This window comes from Microbacterium terregens (genome assembly GCF_039534975.1).
Classification (GTDB): domain Bacteria; phylum Actinomycetota; class Actinomycetes; order Actinomycetales; family Microbacteriaceae; genus Microbacterium; species Microbacterium terregens.
In genome coordinates this window covers 913,193-932,442 of sequence record NZ_BAAAWH010000001.1, presented here as the reverse complement: position 1 = coordinate 932,442, position 19,250 = coordinate 913,193, and the positions used below count along the sequence as shown (strand labels likewise).

General features: G+C 62.9%; 16 protein-coding genes. 11 read left to right on the top strand and 5 right to left on the bottom strand.

The features are described from left to right. The first annotated feature begins 185 nt into the window (after positions 1 to 185). Together ABD655_RS04255 and ABD655_RS04250 are read left to right on the top strand one after the other, a co-directional pair. Complete coding sequence (locus ABD655_RS04255) at positions 186 to 353, top strand: hypothetical protein (RefSeq protein ID WP_344711855.1); 168 nt, start codon at positions 186 to 188, stop codon at positions 351 to 353. After that, positions 350 to 1,594 carry a hypothetical protein gene (locus ABD655_RS04250; protein ID WP_344711854.1) on the top strand — a complete coding sequence of 415 codons (1,245 nt, stop codon included), beginning with the start codon at positions 350 to 352 and terminating at the stop codon, positions 1,592 to 1,594. The genes ABD655_RS04255 and ABD655_RS04250 overlap by 4 nt, the downstream gene beginning before the upstream one ends. Here the strand turns inward: ABD655_RS04250 and ABD655_RS04245 are convergent. The 4 genes from ABD655_RS04245 to ABD655_RS04230 form a co-directional block, all read right to left on the bottom strand. Continuing rightward, the gene (locus ABD655_RS04245) at positions 1,587 to 2,768 is read right to left on the bottom strand and encodes an SGNH/GDSL hydrolase family protein (protein ID WP_344711853.1); all 1,182 of its coding nucleotides are present in this window, start codon (positions 2,766 to 2,768) and stop codon (positions 1,587 to 1,589) included. The genes ABD655_RS04250 and ABD655_RS04245 overlap by 8 nt on opposite strands. A 221-nt stretch (positions 2,769 to 2,989) precedes the next feature. Then, complete coding sequence (locus ABD655_RS04240) at positions 2,990 to 3,724, bottom strand: CPBP family intramembrane glutamic endopeptidase (RefSeq protein ID WP_344711852.1); 735 nt, start codon at positions 3,722 to 3,724, stop codon at positions 2,990 to 2,992. 110 nt (positions 3,725 to 3,834) lie between these two features. Continuing rightward, a complete protein-coding gene (locus tag ABD655_RS04235; RefSeq protein WP_344711851.1) occupies positions 3,835 to 4,374 on the bottom strand; it encodes a hypothetical protein in 540 nt (179 codons plus the stop codon). 199 nt (positions 4,375 to 4,573) lie between these two features. After that, positions 4,574 to 5,413 carry a CPBP family intramembrane glutamic endopeptidase gene (locus ABD655_RS04230; RefSeq protein WP_344711850.1) on the bottom strand — a complete coding sequence of 280 codons (840 nt, stop codon included), beginning with the start codon at positions 5,411 to 5,413 and terminating at the stop codon, positions 4,574 to 4,576. Between the two features lie 35 nt (positions 5,414 to 5,448). Between ABD655_RS04230 and ABD655_RS04225 the strand changes: the two genes are divergently transcribed. Further along, positions 5,449 to 6,042: an arsenate reductase/protein-tyrosine-phosphatase family protein gene (locus ABD655_RS04225; RefSeq protein ID WP_344711848.1), complete on the top strand. Its 594-nt coding sequence runs from the start codon at positions 5,449 to 5,451 to the stop codon at positions 6,040 to 6,042. 896 nt (positions 6,043 to 6,938) lie between these two features. On the opposite strand, the gene ABD655_RS04220 is transcribed toward ABD655_RS04225, so the two are convergent. Continuing rightward, positions 6,939 to 8,240, bottom strand: a complete 1,302-nt coding sequence (locus tag ABD655_RS04220) for a hypothetical protein (RefSeq protein ID WP_344711846.1) — start codon at positions 8,238 to 8,240, stop codon at positions 6,939 to 6,941. Positions 8,241 to 8,617: 377 nt separating this feature from the next. Between ABD655_RS04220 and ABD655_RS04215 the strand changes: the two genes are divergently transcribed. The 8 genes from ABD655_RS04215 to ABD655_RS04180 all read left to right on the top strand — a co-directional run bounded on the left by ABD655_RS04215 (position 8,618) and on the right by ABD655_RS04180 (position 19,202). Beyond that, entirely contained in the window at positions 8,618 to 10,186 is a 1,569-nt protein-coding gene (locus ABD655_RS04215; RefSeq protein ID WP_344711845.1) for a tyrosine-protein kinase domain-containing protein, read from the top strand. 1,035 nt (positions 10,187 to 11,221) lie between these two features. Further along, the gene (locus ABD655_RS04210; protein ID WP_344711844.1) at positions 11,222 to 12,781 is read left to right on the top strand and encodes a sugar transferase; all 1,560 of its coding nucleotides are present in this window, start codon (positions 11,222 to 11,224) and stop codon (positions 12,779 to 12,781) included. After that, on the top strand, positions 12,781 to 13,887 hold the full coding sequence (locus tag ABD655_RS04205) for a glycosyltransferase (protein ID WP_344711843.1): 1,107 nt from the start codon (positions 12,781 to 12,783) through the stop codon (positions 13,885 to 13,887). Before ABD655_RS04210 ends, ABD655_RS04205 begins: the two co-directional genes overlap by 1 nt. A gap of 334 nt (positions 13,888 to 14,221) precedes the next feature. After that, complete coding sequence (locus ABD655_RS04200; RefSeq protein WP_344711842.1) at positions 14,222 to 15,163, top strand: glycosyltransferase; 942 nt, start codon at positions 14,222 to 14,224, stop codon at positions 15,161 to 15,163. Further along, positions 15,129 to 16,235: a glycosyltransferase family 4 protein gene (locus ABD655_RS04195; RefSeq protein ID WP_344711841.1), complete on the top strand. Its 1,107-nt coding sequence runs from the start codon at positions 15,129 to 15,131 to the stop codon at positions 16,233 to 16,235. Before ABD655_RS04200 ends, ABD655_RS04195 begins: the two co-directional genes overlap by 35 nt. A gap of 106 nt (positions 16,236 to 16,341) precedes the next feature. Continuing rightward, positions 16,342 to 17,439, top strand: a complete 1,098-nt coding sequence (locus ABD655_RS04190) for a lipopolysaccharide biosynthesis protein (protein WP_344711838.1) — start codon at positions 16,342 to 16,344, stop codon at positions 17,437 to 17,439. A gap of 1 nt (position 17,440) precedes the next feature. Further along, entirely contained in the window at positions 17,441 to 17,992 is a 552-nt protein-coding gene (locus ABD655_RS04185) for a serine O-acetyltransferase (protein WP_344711836.1), read from the top strand. Positions 17,993 to 18,071: 79 nt separating this feature from the next. Continuing rightward, positions 18,072 to 19,202, top strand: coding sequence for a hypothetical protein (locus ABD655_RS04180; protein WP_344711834.1), 1,131 nt, complete (start codon positions 18,072 to 18,074; stop codon positions 19,200 to 19,202). Positions 19,203 to 19,250 lie beyond the last annotated feature (48 nt).

Below are 19,250 nucleotides of genomic sequence, written 5' to 3'. Positions count from 1 at the left end.
ACCAGCGGCAGCACAACCCCGATGGGGTTGAGCGAGGCATGCGCGACAAGTACGGCGCCGAGCCGCCAAGTAGCGACGGTCGGGTCGCCGCACCCAGGCATCGTCTGACTTCGTGAAGATGCAACAATCTGTCGTCTATAGGAGCCGTTCGAGGGTGCGACGAGCGTCGCGATACGATCGTGGGTATGACTTCACGCGGCACCCCCGCCGACCGCCTCGCGGCCTGGGCTCAACGTGCGCGTGAAGTCGGATCGAAGGAGCATGAGCAGGCAAGCAGTCTCTTTGCCTATTCGGCGATGCTCATCGTTGTAGCATGCGTCGTCGGCATGATGATCGCAGCGGCCTACCAGTGAGCGACAAGCCTGCGCTGTCCGTTCATCAGCGCCCCGCCTTTGTCCGCGCGCTGGGCGTGCTCAGCAACGTACCGGCAATCGGGATGGGCATCCCGGCCTCGGCGCTGATCGCACCGTTTCTGATCCCGCTCCGTCGAGCGCCTGGACGAATGCCGTGGCTGAGGATTCTGGGTATCTGGGCTGTCGTTTCGATCGTTGCCCATGTCGTCGCGTCGCTGGCCAACGGCACACCGGTGTTGTCCGGTTCGGTGGGTCAGCTTGCGGTATTCCTGCTGATGCTCGCCGCCCTACCTTCGTCTCTCATCACGCTTCGGTCATCCGCTCAGTTCATCGGGTGGTTCGCGGCCGGCGCGATCCTCTACTTCCTGACGATCGGAATCGACGAGGGACGCGGGACATTCGAGGGGCTTTGGAAGTACGGGATCGCGTTCCCAGTCACGATCGTGGCGGTGTACGCACTCTCGCTACGTGGTACGGCACGTGCGTGGCCGGCGTTCGCGCTATTCGCCGTGGGAGCGCTCGGGATCTTCCTCAACTTCCGTTCACACGGCTTGATCTGTTTCGTTGCGGCACTCCTTCTTCTCGTGAAGGGGCAGAACCGGGGCGGCGCTTTCCGAGCCGTCGTTTCGAGCCTCGCCGGGCTCGCCGCGCTGATGTGGATTCTGCCCCAGATGGTCACCGCTGGGGTCTTCGGAGACGCAGTGCGCGCTCGCACATTGGCGCAGTCTGCAGAAGGACCACTCCTTCTCGGCGGACGCACCGAGCCGCCGCTATCGATCGCAGCGATCCTCGAGAATCCGATCGCCGGGTGGGGCAGCGCGCAGAACCTCACCGACGACACCATCGCGCACGGCTCGCAGATAGCACAGTCTCTCGGACTCGGCTCACCGTCCGCCTACCTCGGCTACTGGGTGCGCTCGGACGGTTTCATTTCCCTGCACTCAGTGTTCTTCTCGTCGTGGGTGGAGGGCGGAATCCTCGCCGCAGTGTTCCCCGCACTCTTGGTCGCATTCTTCGCCTACTCCGCAATCGTGGTCCGCGGTCGTTGGTCTGCGGTCGTAATCCTTGTTTCGATTCAGAGCGCTTGGGACATCCTGTTCTCTCCGTGGTCGACGAACAAGGGTGTCGCGGTCGCTGCGGCATGTATTGCGTGCGCTTGGGCCATCAGGGAGACGCGAGCGGCTCGAACGGCTGATGCAACGCGTCTCCCTGCGCTGACCGCAGCGTCCGTGATCAGGTGAGTTTCCGTACGGTCAACTCCCCGATAATAAACTCGTCGCCGGCTCCCGGGTCAGAGTTTCCCGACGAGCCAGGTTCAATCGAGATGCGTATCTGAGTTACCGACGCCTGTGTTATCACACCCTCCATATAGACGACGTGATCGCCGTCGGTGTCGGCCTCCACCCACTGCTGGATGATGTAGGAGAAGGTGCCACCGTTGCCACGGAGGCTGATATTTGGTCGGAGCCCCCTCGCCTGCAAGCCGACCGCGCGGTAGCGGAACGACAGGGAAACCCGATCGCCGGTTACAGCGGAGAGCAGCGGACCCTGGATGATGCGGGCCGTAGCGCGGGACCATCCCGAGACGCGGAGCGCTTCGCCACGGAACCCGCTGACCGGCTCAACAATACTCGTCACCGACCCGGAGCCCGACGCCGCGAAGCCGCTCGGCAACACGCCATTATTCGTTAACATGAGCGGGTTCGCATTGATGATCGACGTGTCAACGTTCGACGTTGCCAGAATTGGCTTGGCGGACTTCACGTAAGGCTCCAGGGCGGTCGCGAGCGCCTTCCCGATTGCGCGCTTACCGATCGGCATTGCGTGTACCCCGTCGAACGAGTAATTGGTGAGGTACGTGGCGTCGGCGGGATTCGTCAGGACGGTTGTCAGGTCAACCGCGACGAGACCGTTCGCGCGACCCCAAGTGAGCAGCCAGTCATTGATCTGTGTCTGCATGAGCAGATGCGCCGCGGTACGTGTGACCGCCGATCCTGACGGCGAGAACGTCACGGGGTTCGTGCCGGGAGTCCCGAGCGGGGGGATGGTGAGCAGCACCGGGACGATGCGATTCGCAACGAGCGCCGCCACAATCGCCTGCATGTTCGCTTGGAACGTCGCGAGGGTGACGCCCTGGATGATGTCGTTGGTGCCGAGCATCACCGTGCACAGCCCTCCGTTGGGGAGCTTGGCGATTACGTCTGCGTCGATGCGTGCGAGCGCCTGCGCAGACGTGTTCCCGTTGATGCCCGCGTTATAGACCTGCGTCAGCCCACCGTCCAGGTAATAGGATGCCCAGAAGTGGTACGAGTCCATGCAGCGGTTTTGCAGGGTGGTTGTGGCCGCGTCGCCGGTCGATGCCGTGTGCGAGTCCCCGAACACAACCCACTGCCCGTTGGGAACCGTGATCGCCACTTGAGCTGCAAGTTCAGCAATCGTGTCCTATAGCGCCTACTCGCTGTGCCGGTCGGCCCGGCCCGCACAACGTTCGCAACGGGGGCCCCCTGGGTCGTGCGAGTTGTACCCGGTAGTAGCCGCGGTCACCGTTCGCACGTTCGCGCGCCCCGATCTCGCGGTCGTCCCGCGGCGAGGGGGACTGTTACCCGGAGCGGATATCCCCGCGCTGCCCGGGTCCGTCATGCCAGCAGCAGCACAACCCCGATGGCGTTGAACGAGGCGTGCGCGATCAGCGCTGCACCCAGCCGTCCGGTGATCACGGTCAGGATGCCGCACCCCAGGCCGACGCCGAAGGTTCCGATCGCCAGCGACAGCGCGATGTTCGAGCCCCACGGCATGAAGTGAAGCGAGGCGAACGCGCACGTTGACACCACGATCGCGATCACCGAAGCGACGCCTGGTCCGCCGACGATCCGGGAAACCCGAGCCCCAGACATCGCATCCATGAGCGCCCGCAGCAGCAGCCCTCTAAAGAACCACTCCTCGACGAACGGCGAGATCAGCACCGCGCCGATAACGAGAACGACCGTGGTCGCGAGCGCGGGCTGGCCGAACGGGCCGCCCAGCGTCCCGAATGTCGGCGCGACCAGCTCGACGATCGCCCGCACCACGAGCCCGACGCCCAGTCCGTAGGCGAGATCCATCCATCGCCACGATCGGATGCCGGTAGCCCGAGCGATTCCCATCCTCGAGGCCGCGATGCCCGCCCCGATGACAGCGACGACCATCGGCAGGCTGATCAGCACCAGGTCGAGGACGGAGAGCAGCCACTCGGGCAGCGCGCCCCACCGGGCACGCAGGCTCAGATAGACGGTGAGAAGCAGGAGCGTTCCGACGAACCCGAGCGCCGCGAAGACAAGCGCGAGGCCCGGTCTGGAGTACGCGCGTGCCGAAGAACCCGAAGGCTCCGGCACAGAAGTATCCGATGCTTCGCCGGCACTCGTCATCATCACGAAGGTCCCCTATGAACTCATGACGAAGGCCCCGGGCTTGCGACCGGGGCCTTCGTCAGTGCTGATGTGTGTCAGTTGCTGGTGTGCGCGCGGCGACGTGCAACGCCGGCTGCGATGGCGATGCCACCGATGCCGAGGGCGCCAACGCCGAGCCACAGGGCTGCAGCCGGGAGCTCGTTACCCGTCGCCGGGAGGCCGCCACCGGTACCACCGGTGCCGCCACCGGCGCCGCTACCTGCTGCGACGACCGTGATAGCCACGGACCCGAGGGGGTTACCCGAGGCATCAGCTGCCCAGACGGTGTAGTTGCCGGGCGCGGTCGCCGTGAACGTGACCGATGCGCTGCCGTTCGAGACCGGCTTGACGACGGGTCCGACGCTCGCAAGCACGATGGACGACAGCGCGCCGCCGTTAGCGGTGAACGAGACGCTCGTGATCTCAGGGCCGAGGTTCGACACGGTGACGACGGTCGAGTTGCCCGCCGTGATCGTGGGCGCCGAGGCGCTCGTTACCGGCACATCGTCGCCGCTGTACACAGCGTGTGCGGCAGAGCCGCCGCCGAGGACGAGAAGACCCGCGACAGCAGCCGCAGTGAAGATTTTTTTGAACATGTAATGAACCCCCGGGGGAATGGTTTCGCGAACTGAACGGTTGGCGGAACCCTCTATGGGATTCCTATGTCTGGGGAAACCTTAGCAATACCTCAGGACGCCTGACGAGTCGCGTTGGTTTCGGACAGGTAACAAATCGTGTGCTAATGTCCCCCGTTCGGAGGACACAGCGTGAACAGATCGTGAATATTCCGGCGAATTAGACCAGGAATGTCCCCGCCAAAGAGATGACGACAAAAGTCAGATTGAATCCGGTGTGCACCAGAACGGCACCCCAGATGCGCCCCGTCAGCATAACGAGCATCCCGCCAACGAGTCCAATCAGCGCGATCGACACGACCTGATCGATTGAGATCCCACCCGTCAGCCCGTGGAGCAGCACGAACAGCCCGGTGCTGACGATCACCGCTACCAGGCCGGCGGTGACGTGTCCGAAGGGCCGGCGCAGCACGGTGTATAGGGCGACCAGGATCACCCCGCGGAAGAAGAACTCCTCGACAACCGGCGCAATCAGCACGACGGAGACCGCGTCGGTGAACCACCACATGCCCGACAGCTCGCCGTTCATGAGTGAATACGAGGGCAGCGCACCCGAACCCCCGGTCACGACTGCGAGCCACCCCTGGATAATTCGCAGCACCCCCGCGAGCGCGACGCCGTACAACACGTCGAGGGCACGGAAGCGCAACAGCCCAGCGGGCCGCGACCGTGTGAACGCCCACAGGATCGGCACCAGCATCCCGAGCCAGAGAACGGCGGTGGCGGATGCCGCGCCCTCCGGCGTCGGCCAAAGCCAAGACAGCAGCGTGGCGATCAGGATGGCGACGCCGAGCGACAAAAGCGCGGTCGCGAGCAGCCATTCGCGCCAGCGCGCCACCGTGCGACCCCCGAGACGCCAGTCGATGCGTGGCTCCGCAAGCGGTTTCGATGCGTCACGCCTCGCGGCTCTCGTGAACGTCGGCTCGACCGCCGGGGTGGTTGCCGTCGCATCACTGACCGCGAGTTCGGGTGTCGTCACGTCGATAGAGTGGTCAGGCACTCGCCCACGTTACCTTGCCCTGCGGAGGCCCCTCGGTGTTCGACATCCTCACGGTGTGCACGGGAAACATCGCCCGTTCACCGCTCGCCGAACAACTCCTGCGTGCCAGGCTTGCCCCGCTCGAGGGCATCGTGCACAGCGCCGGCACGAGCGGTCTTCGAGCTGTCCCGATGACCGCAGAGGCTGTTGCGATCGCGGGCCGACTCGGCGTTCCGGCCGAGGACTCGGCCGCGCACCGCTCCCGATACCTGACGGAGGCTCTTCTCGACTCCCCCGACCTCATCCTCACGATGACGCGCGAGCACCGGCGTTTGGTGGCCGAACTCGCTCCCGCCCGCCTGCGCAGCACTTTCACGATCCGTGAGTTTGCCCGGCTTACCACCGCCGTCTCCGACGAAGAAATTCGAATTGCGGCGGCCGCCGCAGGGTCGGATGCGTCGGCGCGACTTCGCGCGGCGGCGGCGGCGATCGCGTCCCATCGCGGAATGCTTCCACCCCCGACGGATCCGAATGATGATGATGTGATTGACCCGTACCGGCGAGGCTCGGACGTGTACGAGCGTTCCACTGCCGATCTCCAGCCCGGGATCGACGAGGTCGTACGCATCGTCCAACTCTCCGTCACGTGACTGGACACGCAGCAGCAGCGAACACAATCTCAGCCTGCTCAAGGTAAACCGCGAACCACAGGTGGCCGCCCGACCATTCTCGTTTCGCAGAGCCATCGCATGACGACAGCAGGACCGTTCGCCATATCGACACGCGATCGGGCACGAGCGAAACACGCGACCCGAGACGGCATCGTCGCTATCGCCGGGCACGAGATCCCGCTCGGACCGAGAACCGACACCGCAGGGTCACGCTCCGCCCCGACAGGGGGCTGATTCAAGTAATCGCAGACGGACATCTGACCATAATCCTCCCTGGTGCGCTTCAGGCGGGAGATCCTGCACGACTTCGCGCAGCACGCCCGGTGAGCACACCGCTGCCGACCCCCCCAGCCGGCGGCGCACAGCGCGTCCAACAACGTGTCCCGTTGGGGGTGTCACGATGGGCGAGGCGCGAAGGCTCCGGATAGGCCGGACCCACGCCGGCAAAGTCGTCACCGTCCTCGTCGAGGACCACCACTTCCGTGCTCTCGACGGCGAAAGCGAACTCGCACCGCGCACTCGCACGACGACTAAGCCCTTCCGGAACTACAACGCTCCACGCGCCCACCAGCGGAAAGCATCTCCCAACGACCAAGCGTCAGAGATGCCCTGAGACCACACACGTCATGGAAGAACCGGCTGCCGTCGGTGCGTTCCCTAGTCGACGCGGAACTGACCGGGACGATCGTCCGAATTCAGCCGTCAGCGGGCAGTTCCCCCGGCCGCCAGTGGGCACTTCCGTGGTCCCCAGCGGGCCGTTTCATGGCCACCGACATTCACCCTGGGCCATGGGATCGGCGGGGCATAGTGGGCGCATTAGCACTACTTCGCCGATGCTGATCTCCCCTGGCGCGCTGTCGAGCGGGCAGATCACGTCACTGAACGGTCGCCGACCGCGAACCATCCGACCCTGATTTGGTGACAGACCGTCGCTCTGCTGGCTCTAGTCGTTCGAGCTCAGGGGCGGGTCGGACAGGCCTGCTAGCGACGCAAATGAACAACATGATCAAAATGGCGGGGGTGTCGATGATTGGCTGAGAAGCCAGGACGGTCAGGGCGATGAACAGAGCAGCGTAAGTCATCGGATTCTGCCGACCCGACCGGATCAGAGCCGTGATCAGTAAAACGCCAAGAATGACTAGCCACGGCCCGCCATGCGCGTCAACGCCGGCGATCAGGTTCACATTCGACAGCGGCAGCGTCGTCGCGCTGTCCCAGAAGTTCAGTTGCAGCGCTTCGAGCCCTCGCAGGGTGGCCGCGTTGCGTTCGTCGTAGGATGTCGTCTCCAACTTCGAGAGCACCCCAAAACTCGTGTCAAAGATCGCGAGATACGCGATCGCGGCGCTCGCTCCCAAGGCGAGCAATGCGACTAACGGGCGGATGCGGTCACGACCGAACACTACCCAGAGCGCGAGAGAAATCGTGAACAGGGCCACGCCCGCTGTCGACTGAGTGGTGAGCAGCGCACCCAGGAGAACAACCCACCGCAACACGGACCTGTGGCGCCAGGTCGCGGGTATCGCGAAGAAGGCCCACGCATAATAAATCGCACCCATACCGGGTTCTCGGCCAAGGCCCAGCATTCGGGGGAACCCTTCGCTAAGCGTCCCGCCGTAGGTGAAACCGCCCGGCAACAGAAGACCGACACCGCGATCGGAGTAGCCGAGTGGTACGTTCGCGACGTGGGTCGCGCCGAATCCGATGATCGCCCCGACCGCGAACGACACTAGGGAAAGAGCCGCCACGACGACAACAACTGTCGTCAGGCCAATGATGCTCTGTTCCAGGTAGCCCCGATCGCGGGCAATGAACCAGAACAGGATGATCGGCAGCGCTGTCGTGAGCAGAATCGACGTGAGGCTCGCCTCGGAATTCGGAACGATAGCCTCATGCACGAGCAACCAGAAGTAGGCGAGTCCTACGAGGATCGCGAACCACCCGGTCCTGAAAGTGTTCGTCCCACGACCGGAGAACAGTGCGAAAGCTGCTGCAATGAGCAGAAGAATCGCGCCCAGGGTTGGGAATCGCTCCCCAATCAGGCTCGGACGGCTGCACACGATCCCTGCGACAGCGATGACTGGTACAACCTGGCGTGGTCGCAACGCAGCTAAGGCGATCAGCCATACCGCGGCGACCACGCCGAACGCAATGAGAAGGAGCGATGCGCCGTCATCCACGGGGCGGAACCGGTTCGAAGGCCATGTGGGCGATATTACCGGCTCGATGTCGACGCACTATCATAAGCTCCGCACCCGACGTCCGCATGTGCGCATCTCGCTCGCGTTTGCATCTCAATCCTGCTGAATGCGCCTGCGCTCGGCGATGCGGTTATCCATGCGCGGGATGACGCCGGGATTTCTGGCTCGAATGGACCGCGACCCGGCCTGGTCTACATCGTCTGGCTAACGATGGCGGCGATCCCGCCGTGACTAAATCAGCACGTCTAGACAACAGTAAGCAAAGGGTCCAAACCGGGACCACAAGGCCCCGTCGCGCCCTATGGCAGGATGAAGAAGGCTCGCGCTCCCCCGATTCAGCGCGACCGAGAGGCACCATGGAGCTCACAGACTATATCCGCATCCTTCGCAAGAGCTGGCTGATCATCGTGGTCGCTACTCTGCTCGGGGTCGGAAGTGCTGCTGGCTGGTCACTCACTCGCAGTCCGCAGTACGAAGCACAGAGCACTGTGTTCGTCTCGACGCAGGCTGGCGGCACGATCGGCGAACTGCAACAAGGCCAGAGTTTCACGCAGTCGCGAGTCACAACTTACGCGAACCTCGTGGCCACGCCGATTGTAATGAATCCGGTCATTGCCGAGCTCGGTCTCGGCATCACGGCAGGCGAATTGGCAAAGAACGTATCGGCCTCGAGCCCGCTGAACACCACCCTCATCACGATCACCGTAACGAGCGATGACGCAATCGCCGCGGCCGACGTAGCAAATGCACTAGGAGCCAGCCTCACCAGTGCAGTCGAGTCGATCGAGACCCCTAATGGCACGGACACGAGCCCAGTGCGGCTGACCCGCGTCAAGGACGCGCTGCCCGCGTTGTCTCCGTCCAGCCCGAATGTCCCCCTGAACCTCTCGCTGGGGGCGCTCCTGGGGCTTGCGCTGGGCGTGGGTATCGCGGTGCTGCGGGCGGTACTCGACACGCGCATCCGGACTCCGCGCGACGTGGAGCTTGTGACCGACCGGCCGCTAATCGGGGCCATTGCTTTCGATCCGAAGGCGAAGGAACGCCCGCTCATCGTGCACGTCGATCCGCTGAGTCCGCGCGCAGAGTCCTTCCGTGCGCTGCGTACTAACCTGCAGTTTCTGGACATGGGCGGCCGATCAAGCTTCGTCATAACCTCGAGTGTTCCAAGCGAGGGCAAGTCGACCACCACCATCAATCTCGCGATAGCCCTCGCCGACGCGGGCAAACGGGTCGCGCTACTGGACACGGACCTGCGTAAGCCGAAGGTGGCCGAATACCTCGGAATCGAGGGCGGTGCAGGGCTTACAGACGTGCTCATCGGCCGGGTTCGCATTGGCGACGTTATGTTGCCGTGGGGAGGACGCAGTCTCTATGTGCTTCCCGCAGGAAAGATTCCTCCAAATCCCAGCGAATTGCTCGGTTCAAAACAGATGCATACGCTCTTGGAGGTGCTCGAGCGCGACTTCGATGTGGTACTGTGCGACGCTCCGCCGCTGTTGCCTGTAACCGACGGCGCTATCCTCGCGAAGGCAACCAGCGGTGCCATCGTCGTAGTGTCAGCGGGTCACACAAGCAGGCATCAACTCTCAGGCGCAGTAGACGCGCTTGAAACCGTAGGAGCCAAAATCGCTGGTGTTGTGTTGTCCATGGTGCCCACCCGCGGCCCGGACGCTTACTACACGTACGGCGCCGGGTATGCATACGGGTACGGGGTGGCGTCGAACGGAGCCACCGGCAGCTCCCGCAGGCAACCCAAAAAGAGCGGGTTGGGACCGAGCCGGAGGCCTGCCACACCGACGATGCCCGATTCGGCGCCGATACCCACGCAACTGCCCCTGTACCAACCTGGAGCCGCGCGGAGCGCTGCCCATACCCAGACTGGGCCAACTGATTCACCCCCGCGCCGTTCCACCCCCGCCTCATAAAGCATCGGTAGCTCAGTTGGCCAGTCGGAGTTTGCGAGCTCGGATAATCGCGCCGGTGGCGCTTGTATTTCTGGCTCTTGGCGTCGGTCTGTTGACAGCATTCGCGCTGCAGCATGCCACACCTACTGTTCAATCCGAATCCCCGGGACCGGTGCCCACGTTCAATCTGGGCGTGCACTCGCCCACTCCGACGCCTACACCCACTGCCGAATCGACGACTCCCAGGGACCGGGAACGCTTCTTGTCCGCGGCGGCTGGAACGCTCTGGCGCGGGGTGGCGGGGTCTTGCGGTGGCGTGACGCCGGTTGTTGAGCGTTCGAACGACGGGGGGGACACATGGGTCGACATAACCCCCCTATACACGGGGATAGCGCAGGTCGCCTCCCTCGAGGGTATTGCGGTGGATGCCGTGGAGGCTATCGCAGCTATCGGCCCAGCTTGCGAGACGCGGGCCCTTCGTAGCTTTACCAATGGCCGGTTTTGGGAGTCGTATCCCGAAGTTCTTTCTGGATCGCGCTTCATTGACCTGACCACCTCGTCAACTGTTCACCTCGGGGGCATCTCGGTCCCAGCCCCGTGCGTGGAGGCGAGGGGCCTTCGTGCGGTTCGGTCCGTCGCCGCGGTCATCTGTGGCGACGTGGCCTTTGTCCGGTCAGAGGAGTCTTGGACACCACTGTCAGCTGTCGCGGCAGTCGCCGTAGCTGTTGACGGAGCTGATGTAATTGTTGGCCACGTCGATGAGAGGTGCGAGGGGCTGGCCCTCACCCGCTATCTCGTCTCGGACGTCGAACAGCCTTCGTCACCCGCGGGTTGCGCAGAAGGCGTTGACACCCGCCAACCGGTGGCGATCACTTTCGAGGTGCGCGGCACCTTGGTGTGGTCGAACGACGCCATCGCCGTCGTGCCATCGCCCTGAGCGACTGGCGCCCTCTGGTCTTCACTTCGACATCGCGGCGTCGCAGTCCATACGAAACGTTGCCGTTACCTGCGGCTGTTAGTCTCGTTCCTGGGAGACTGAGCTACAGGAGAATACTTGTGACGTCGAGTGTTAACATCGACGCGACACCGACGTCGCCCGAGTCAGGCAAGGCGAGTCCGGCGAAGGAGCCGGCCGATTCTGATTCGAACCCCTCCTCGATCAGGTCGCTCGGCACCGCTGACCCACGCTGGCGTGAGCGATATGGCAGGCGCTTGCGGATCAGCGACTTCTTCGTGCTGATATGGGTGGTTTATGGCACCCAGATGGTGTGGTTCGGGGCAGGCAATGCCCAAGTTTCCATCCGTGAGGATGTCCGACTCAGCGAGATCTCGTACTGGCTATTCTCCGCGGGTTTGGTAGCGGCATGGATGTGGTCGCTTGCTCTGATTGACTCTCGCAGCTACCGAGTGATCGGTCAGGGCACGACCGAGTACATTCGCGTGATTCACGCGAGCGTCGGTGTATTCGGTTTGATTGCAATCCTCGCGTTCCTTACTCGGGTTGATGTCGCGCGCGGGTACCTTCTGATCGCCCTCCCCCTTGGAATCGTGGTTCTCGTCCTCGAACGATGGCTCTGGCGCCAGTGGCTCATCGCCAAACGCTCGACTGGCGGATACTCGGCGCGTGTGCTGCTGGTCGGATCGCGCGACTCCGTCGCGCAGATCGCCCGCGAACTCGAGCGTGCGTCCAGCGCCGGCTACCTCGTCGTTGGCGCGTGCGTCCCCTCAGGCAAGATCGCCGACACCATCGACGGCACTGACATTCCGATCATGGGAAATGTCAACGCTATCGAGAGTGCGATCGCCGCGACACATGCGGATACCGTCGCCGTTACAAGCACCGATGATCTTCCGCCGAACAAGGTCAAGCAGATATCGTGGAGCCTCGAAGCGGGCAGACAACACCTCGTCCTCGCGCCGAGTATTACCGATATCGCGGGGCCGCGGATCCACACACGCCCAGTCTCGGGACTCCCGCTGATCCACGTCGAGACCCCGCGATTCTCTGCTGGTCAGCGATTCGTTAAGCGCGCATTCGACCTGGGCGCCGCCATAACGATTGCCATCGTGCTATCGCCAGTACTCGGGGTCGTTGCGATCGTCGTGAAGGCGACGAGTCCAGGTCCAATCTTCTTCGCACACGAACGAATCGGACTCGGCGGACGGCCTTTCCACATACTCAAGTTCCGGTCGATGCGCGTTGGCGCAAACGAAGAGCTCGAGGGATTGCTAGCCTCACAGGGCACGTCCACAAAGCCACTTTTTAAAGTCCGCAACGATCCGAGAATCACCGGGGTAGGTCGGTTCATCCGCAAGTACTCAGTCGATGAACTTCCCCAGCTCTTCAACGTCATAGCCGGATCAATGAGCATTGTAGGGCCCCGCCCGCAGGTTGCCGCAGAAGTGGCCATGTACTCCGATGCTGCCCGGCGGCGCCTCCTCGCCCGCCCCGGCATCACCGGCCTCTGGCAAGTTAGCGGTCGTTCGACACTCGATTGGGAGGATGCTGTAAGGCTGGACCTCTACTACGTCGAGAATTGGTCGCTGATCGGCGATGTGGCGATCCTGTTCAAGACGATCAAGGCCGTGCTCGCGCCAGGCGAGAGCGCCCACTAGTGGCCGGTCTTGTGGTTCATGAGTGGGTGGAGTCCGCCGGGGGCTCGGAGAAGGTAGTCGAGGAATTCCTTGAGACGTTTCCGGACGCCGACCTCCGTGTGCTCTGGGACGATGCACCGGGACGCTTCCGAGTAAAGAGTTCCGAATCCTGGCTGGCAAGAACGCCATTTCGGCGACACAAAGCGCTTGCCCTTCCCATGCTCCCGGCGGTCTGGCGGGCCATGCGCTCGGAGGTGGACTACGACTGGATGCTCATAAGCTCCCACCTCTTTGCCCATCACGCTCGAATCCGGACGCAACCTGATCTGTCTAGGCTTGTCTACGTGCATACACCGGCGCGGTACATATGGGAGCCGGAGCTAGATTCAAGAGGTTCGGGCCTCTTGCCACGCCTTGTTGCCGCGACCCTGAAACCCATCGACCGTCGCCGCGCGGGCGATTCGACGGCCCTGGCCGCAAACAGCGAGTTCACCCGCAGCCGCATCGACCGCGCCTGGCGCCGAGACGCGGCCGTGATCTATCCCCCCGTCGACACCGAGCGTCTGATTGCCGGAGGCGACTGGGCGACTCACCTAGGGCCAGAGGATGCGGAGTTGCTGGGATCACTGCCGACGGAGTTCTTGCTCGGCGCTTCGCGGTTCGTGTCATACAAGCGCCTCGATCTCGTGGTCGCGGCCGGCGAGGCCACACGAATTCCAGTCGTGCTCGCCGGAAGCGGACCCGAGCTTCCGAGGCTGCAACGAGTTGCGGAGGACGCGTCCATTCCGGTTCGAATCATCGACCGCCCGTCGGACGCCCTCCTGTACGCCCTCTATCAACGATCGACAGCATTCGTCTTTCCAGCTATCGAGGACTTCGGAATCATGCCAGTCGAGGCGATGGCATGTGGAACGCCCGTCATAGCCCCCCTGGTGGGCGGAGCAGCAGAAAGCGTCAACCTGCTGCGTGGTGGCGCCATCACCACCGGATCCAGCCCAGGCGCGTGGCGTGCTGCACTCATCGAGGCGTCATCGGTCGACCGGGAAGCCCTGCGGGCACGGACGTTGGCACTCTCGGTCACCCGGTTTCGACAGGAGATCCAGGCATGGGTAAAAGAGCATGAGTGAGCCCAACCCATCACTATCGGCATCGCCGGGGACGGTCGCATGCTCGATAGGCGACGGCGAGAACGAACCGTGGATACTCGTGCTGGGCACCGCAGATTGGAATCAACCAATCGCCACGAATCAGCACTATGTAAGCCGCGCGCTCAGCGAGATCGAAGGAGCGCGTGTCACGTTTGTGGAGTCGCTCGCCCTCCGCCGACCGGAACTGACGACGAGGGACATTCGACGAGTCTTGGATCGCCTCCGGTCAGCGTTCAGGCGCAAGAAGGTGTCCCCAGCGAATGAAGCATGGCGTCCCCGGCCACCGCGGCTCGACGTCGTTTCTCCATTGATCATGCCGATTCACTCGGGGGCCTTCGCCAAACTGAATCGACGGTTACTCGGATACACCCTTCGAGCATGGCTTAGATATGACGGGCCGACGCTGTTGTGGGCGTACACCCCTACCACCTACGACCTCGAGTCAGCCGCAAAGGGCACGGTCTACCACTGCGTCGACCTGCTGGGGGAGGTACCGGGGATAGATGGAGCGCTCATCGACCGTGAGGAGCGGCGGCTCGCGTCAAAGAACACATTATCTGCCGCGGCGAGCAAGGTGGTGCAGGCCCACCTGACCGATATCGGGTTCTCGGACGTGCAGTTGTGGGAAAACGTGGCAGATACGGCTACGATCGCTGCCGCCCATCCGGAAACGTCTACCCGCATACCACTTCGGGTCATCTTCGCGGGAAATCTCTCCCCAGCGAAGGTCGACTACGAACTACTAGAGCGCCTGGCTCGCGCCGGTCTCGACGTTCGTGTGGCGGGACCACGCGCAGAGGGTGGCGGTCGGGACCATCAACTGTTCTCCTCACTCATCGACAGCGGGGTGAGCTATCTGGGCATGCTCAGCCTCGATGAGCTCGCCGCCGAGATGGTTACGGCGAGTGTCGGACTAATTCCCTATCGCCTGAACGAGTACACACGAGGGGTGAGCCCCCTGAAGACGTTCGAATACCTCGCCGCAGGTTTAGCCGTTGTCGCCACCGCTCTCCCGGGGGTATCGCCTCTGGCGCCGGACATCTACGTCACGAGGGACTCGGACGAGTTTGTGGCCGAGACGGTCCGACTCGCAGCCGCGCCAACGAACGACGAGATCGATAGGCGACTCGTTGTCGCTCAGTCGAATAGTTGGGATGCCAGGTCAGTTCAGGTCCGGGCCTACGCGCACGCGGCACTCGGAGCCGGCAGCAAAGACGATCATGGAAACCAAGGACGAACTCGTGAATCGCGATAACTCGCAGGCGGCGGGCAAAGTCACAATCATTGCAAGCACAAGCGTCGATGGGGGAGCGGAGCGCTATATCGCGCGTCTTGCTTGCGATATGACGCGAGCTGGACTCGATACGTCTCTCATCGGGCACCTGCGCCCGTGGCCTGCTTGCCTCCCAAGCCACAGCGTGAGCGTTGGTCCGAAGTGGTCCCTCCGCTCGCTGCCGGTGGCGTTGTTGAGGCTATGGCCGGACCGTCACAATGTTCTGCGCGCCGTAAAATCAGCGCCTGCGGCCTCATACGGACTTCACTTCAAGCGCGAGCAGATCACGCTCTCCCGGGCCTTGGCCAAGACTGGGCGGGTGGTTTGGACCGAACACGGGCGCTTCCCAAGTGGCGTATTCGGATTGCTGATCCGGCCGTTCTACAGGCGCGCAGCAAGACACGCGGCCGTCATAATCTGCGTGTCACACGTGGTCGCCGCGAGCATCTCCTCCCGGGTGGATCCAGGCACAGAACTGCGCGTTATCGAAACGTCCATCGAGACAAGCGAACGACTTGACCGACAATCGGCCCGGGATCAACTGGGTCTTTCCAACACCAGCCGGGTTGCCGCCGTCGTCGGCCGGCTGGCCCCGAGCAAGCGCCCCGAGCTCGCCATCAGGGCAGCGCTGGAGGCCAACTACTCAGTTATAGTTGCGGGCACCGGCACCATGGAGCGGGCTCTGCGCCGGCGCTATCACAACCACCCGGGCGTGCGCCTCCTGGGACACGTGCCGGACTCACGGATCGCCTTCGCTGCTTCGGATGTTCATATATTCGCGTCAAATGGGCGTGGGGAAGGCTTCCCAACGGTCCTGTTGGAGTCGGCTGGCTACGGCGTTCCCACCGTCGGCTGTACCGGGACCGGCTTTGAACTGATCATCGAGCAGGCCGGCGGCGCCGTCGCAAACCCGACACCGCGAGCGCTCGCCGACGCGATTGCTGCGGTCGAAAACCGGCCTTCGCTTGCAGAGACCGCTGCACGCTGGGCGGAGTCAAAGCCCCCAGCGGAATGGCTCCTCCGGCAGATCGCCGCGTACCGCGGTGCGCTCTGAGCCCTCGTGCGTCGATCCAAGGTGACCTTCCTATGAGGCAGTGTTGATAAGGCGTTACGCAATATCATTCGGCAGTCGCTTCGGTGGTGCCATCTTTCAGGCGATATTGTTCATCGCAATCACCCGCGTACTCCGACCCGTCGATATGGGCGTATTTACAACTGCCAACGCGGCCACGCTCTTTGTCTTCGGCATCATTGATTTCGGCATGGGCACGCGGTTCCTGCGACTCAAGGCTGATCCTGACGCGCGCGGCTACCTCGGATTTTCTCTCCTGAGCCGTGGGGCTGCCGTGGCTCTCCTTGCTCTCCTTCTTGCGTCGGCATGGGCCATTTTCGGCGTTGGCTACAACTCACAGCTAGTCCTGGCGGCTTGCTTGTTGGCAGTCGGCGAGTCTTTCGGGGAGTCGGCGGTGGTCGTCTGGCAAGGCAGACTGCAATCGGGACGTGCTGCGATGGCGCTGCTCGCACGACGAGGCGCCTCGCTAATTCCAATCTTTGTTCTCCCGACGGCAGACGGGGTGCTAATCGCTGGAGCCGTTGCGGCTGTTAGCGGCGTGGCCTTTTATCTGATCGCTGTTGCCGCGCGGGCGGGCCGCGCTCTGCCGATCAAGGTGGCACTGGTCCGCAACGCGCCGTTCGCCCTCGCCAGTGCAGGCCCGCAGATCTCCCAGCTCGACAGCGTGGTGATTTCGCTGACGTCCAGTGTCACGCTGACTGGGTTCTACGCCCCCGCCGCCCGGCTCACGAACCCGATCAACGTTGCCATCACTAGCATGATGCAAGTCTTTGTCCCTGAACTTGCACGTACACCTGACCGGAATAGCCGCCTGAATGTCTTTCGGCGCGCGCGACGGTTAGTACTTGTGATAGCTCTGTCAGTTTCAAGCCTCGCCCTCCTCAGCCCCCAGATAACGCTCATCCTATTCGGGCCCGAATACACCCAGAGCACTCCCATGATTGCGGCTGTTTTTGTAGGAGCGGGGCTCTCGGGAATTGCGCAAATCCATCTGGCGTGGTTCTACGGGACTACGACTCCATTGCGTGTCCCCCTCATCATGATCTTTTGCTCGGTCGCTGGGCTCGCCGCGATGGCAATTCTCGGGCCTATCTTCGGGATCGTTGGCCTCGCGGTCTCCTTCGTGCTAATGCACGGCGCCGTCGCCGCTTCTCTCGTGTTGGCATGGAGAAAGGACGTTCACTGAAATGCGAAAATGGGCAGTCTTGGCGAAAGACTTTGAACGATACCGCCCCCAGCAGAAGTTCACGCGACTTAAGTTTGCCCGAGCTTGCTTTGCTAGCCCGGGCCTACTCGCCGTCTACTACTTTCGTTCTATCGAAGGAGCAGCTCGCCGCGGTCGACGAACGACCGCCTCGCTATTTCGTTTTATCGCGTTGACTACGCTCGGCGCGGACTTCGTTCCAGGTTGCCGAGCAGAGCCAGGCCTGATGATCCAACATCCGAACGGGATCGTGATCGGCGGCCGCGTCGTCATTGGAGCGCATTGCACCCTTCTCCAACAGGTGACCCTCGGGGAGAAGTATGCCGACGGTTCTGCACCGCATCTCTCGCCCACGATCCTGGCCGGGGCAACCATCGGCGCCGGTGCAAAAGTTGTTGGCCACGTGACAGTCGGCGCGGGCTCAACCGTCGGCGCGAACTCGGTCGTAACGCGAGATGTGCCCGACGGGTTCACAGTTGTCGGCGTACCCGCTGCACCCGCTCGGCGAGCCAATGAGGTCGGACCAGCAATGTGATGTGGCCGAAGAGCCCTCGATTGCGAGCATCTCGCGCCGGTTTCACCTTCACTCGCGGAGGCCTTTTTCGGAGGAACCCATGACACAAACACTAGTTATTCTCGAGCCGAACTATACGGGTCACCGGATGTTATACGCCCGCGCCATCCTCCAGGCCCATGACCAGGTCGTACTCGCGACCACCTCTGACACCCTCGCCAGTGAGGAATACGCGACGCACATCCTTGCGCGGCGGACGCCGCCACGCGTCGTCGATATTGGCCACCTTAAGGACTATAGAGCGCCGGGATATTTTGCTTGGCTTACGTCCAATCTGCGGCAAGCCAATCTACGGTACCCGTCGGCGCAGTTTGTGATTCTCGAGGGTGATAAATACGCGCTTCGCCTTCTCTTCGCGAGAGGGATTCCGGCAGCGACTATTCTTATCATGCGCCGGCCATCGTTCCCAACTGTTTCGCCAGCCGTGATTTTGAGAGATCTGGCGAAGTTGGCGGGCATGTGGGGATTGCGTGCTCGCGGCCACCGGGTCGTTGTCCTAGTACCCGCGGAGACGCGCTCGCGCGAATACGTTTGGCGCGGATTTCCTGCGGCACCGGACCCGATCGACATTGCGACTTCGGCAGCAGACATCGCCGCGTTTAGGCAGCGGGAGAACGTCGAGGCGCAGGTTACGTGGTTCGGCGTATTTGGCAACGTAAGCGCTCGAAAAAACCTTCCCCTAATTGCTCAGTCGCTGGCGACGCACGCAGGAAGCCAAGTGGGTCTCCTCGTCGCGGGTAAAGTGGAACCCAAAGAGTTGAAGCGCGCACAACCTTTTCTGGATGAGATCACACGGGCCGGTGGGCGGGTAATCGTCCTCGATAGACTGTTGACAGATAGCGAGATCGATTCAGCAATCGGCTCGGTGGACGCGGCAGTCCTGGCGCACTCAACCGACGGCCCTTCCGGAATCTTGGGCAAGTCAGCGCGGTTGGGAACGACCGTACTCGCGGCCGGAGCGCCGGCGCTGAAACGGGACGTGGCGAGGTTGCAGTGCGGGTCTTGGTCCACTCTCACCGTAGACGGGATTGGCGGGATGATAGATGCGTTCCTCCGCGAGAGCCCCCCACAGCGACCACGGGAGTTGGCCGACGCACACGATTTCGCGCGCGCCCTTGTCCCCCGGACGGACGATCCGAGCCAGTCGACTCAGGATTCCACTGTGAACTGATGCAGGCCGATAACAGAGCAGACGTACTGCGCAGCCTCAGTTCGTAGA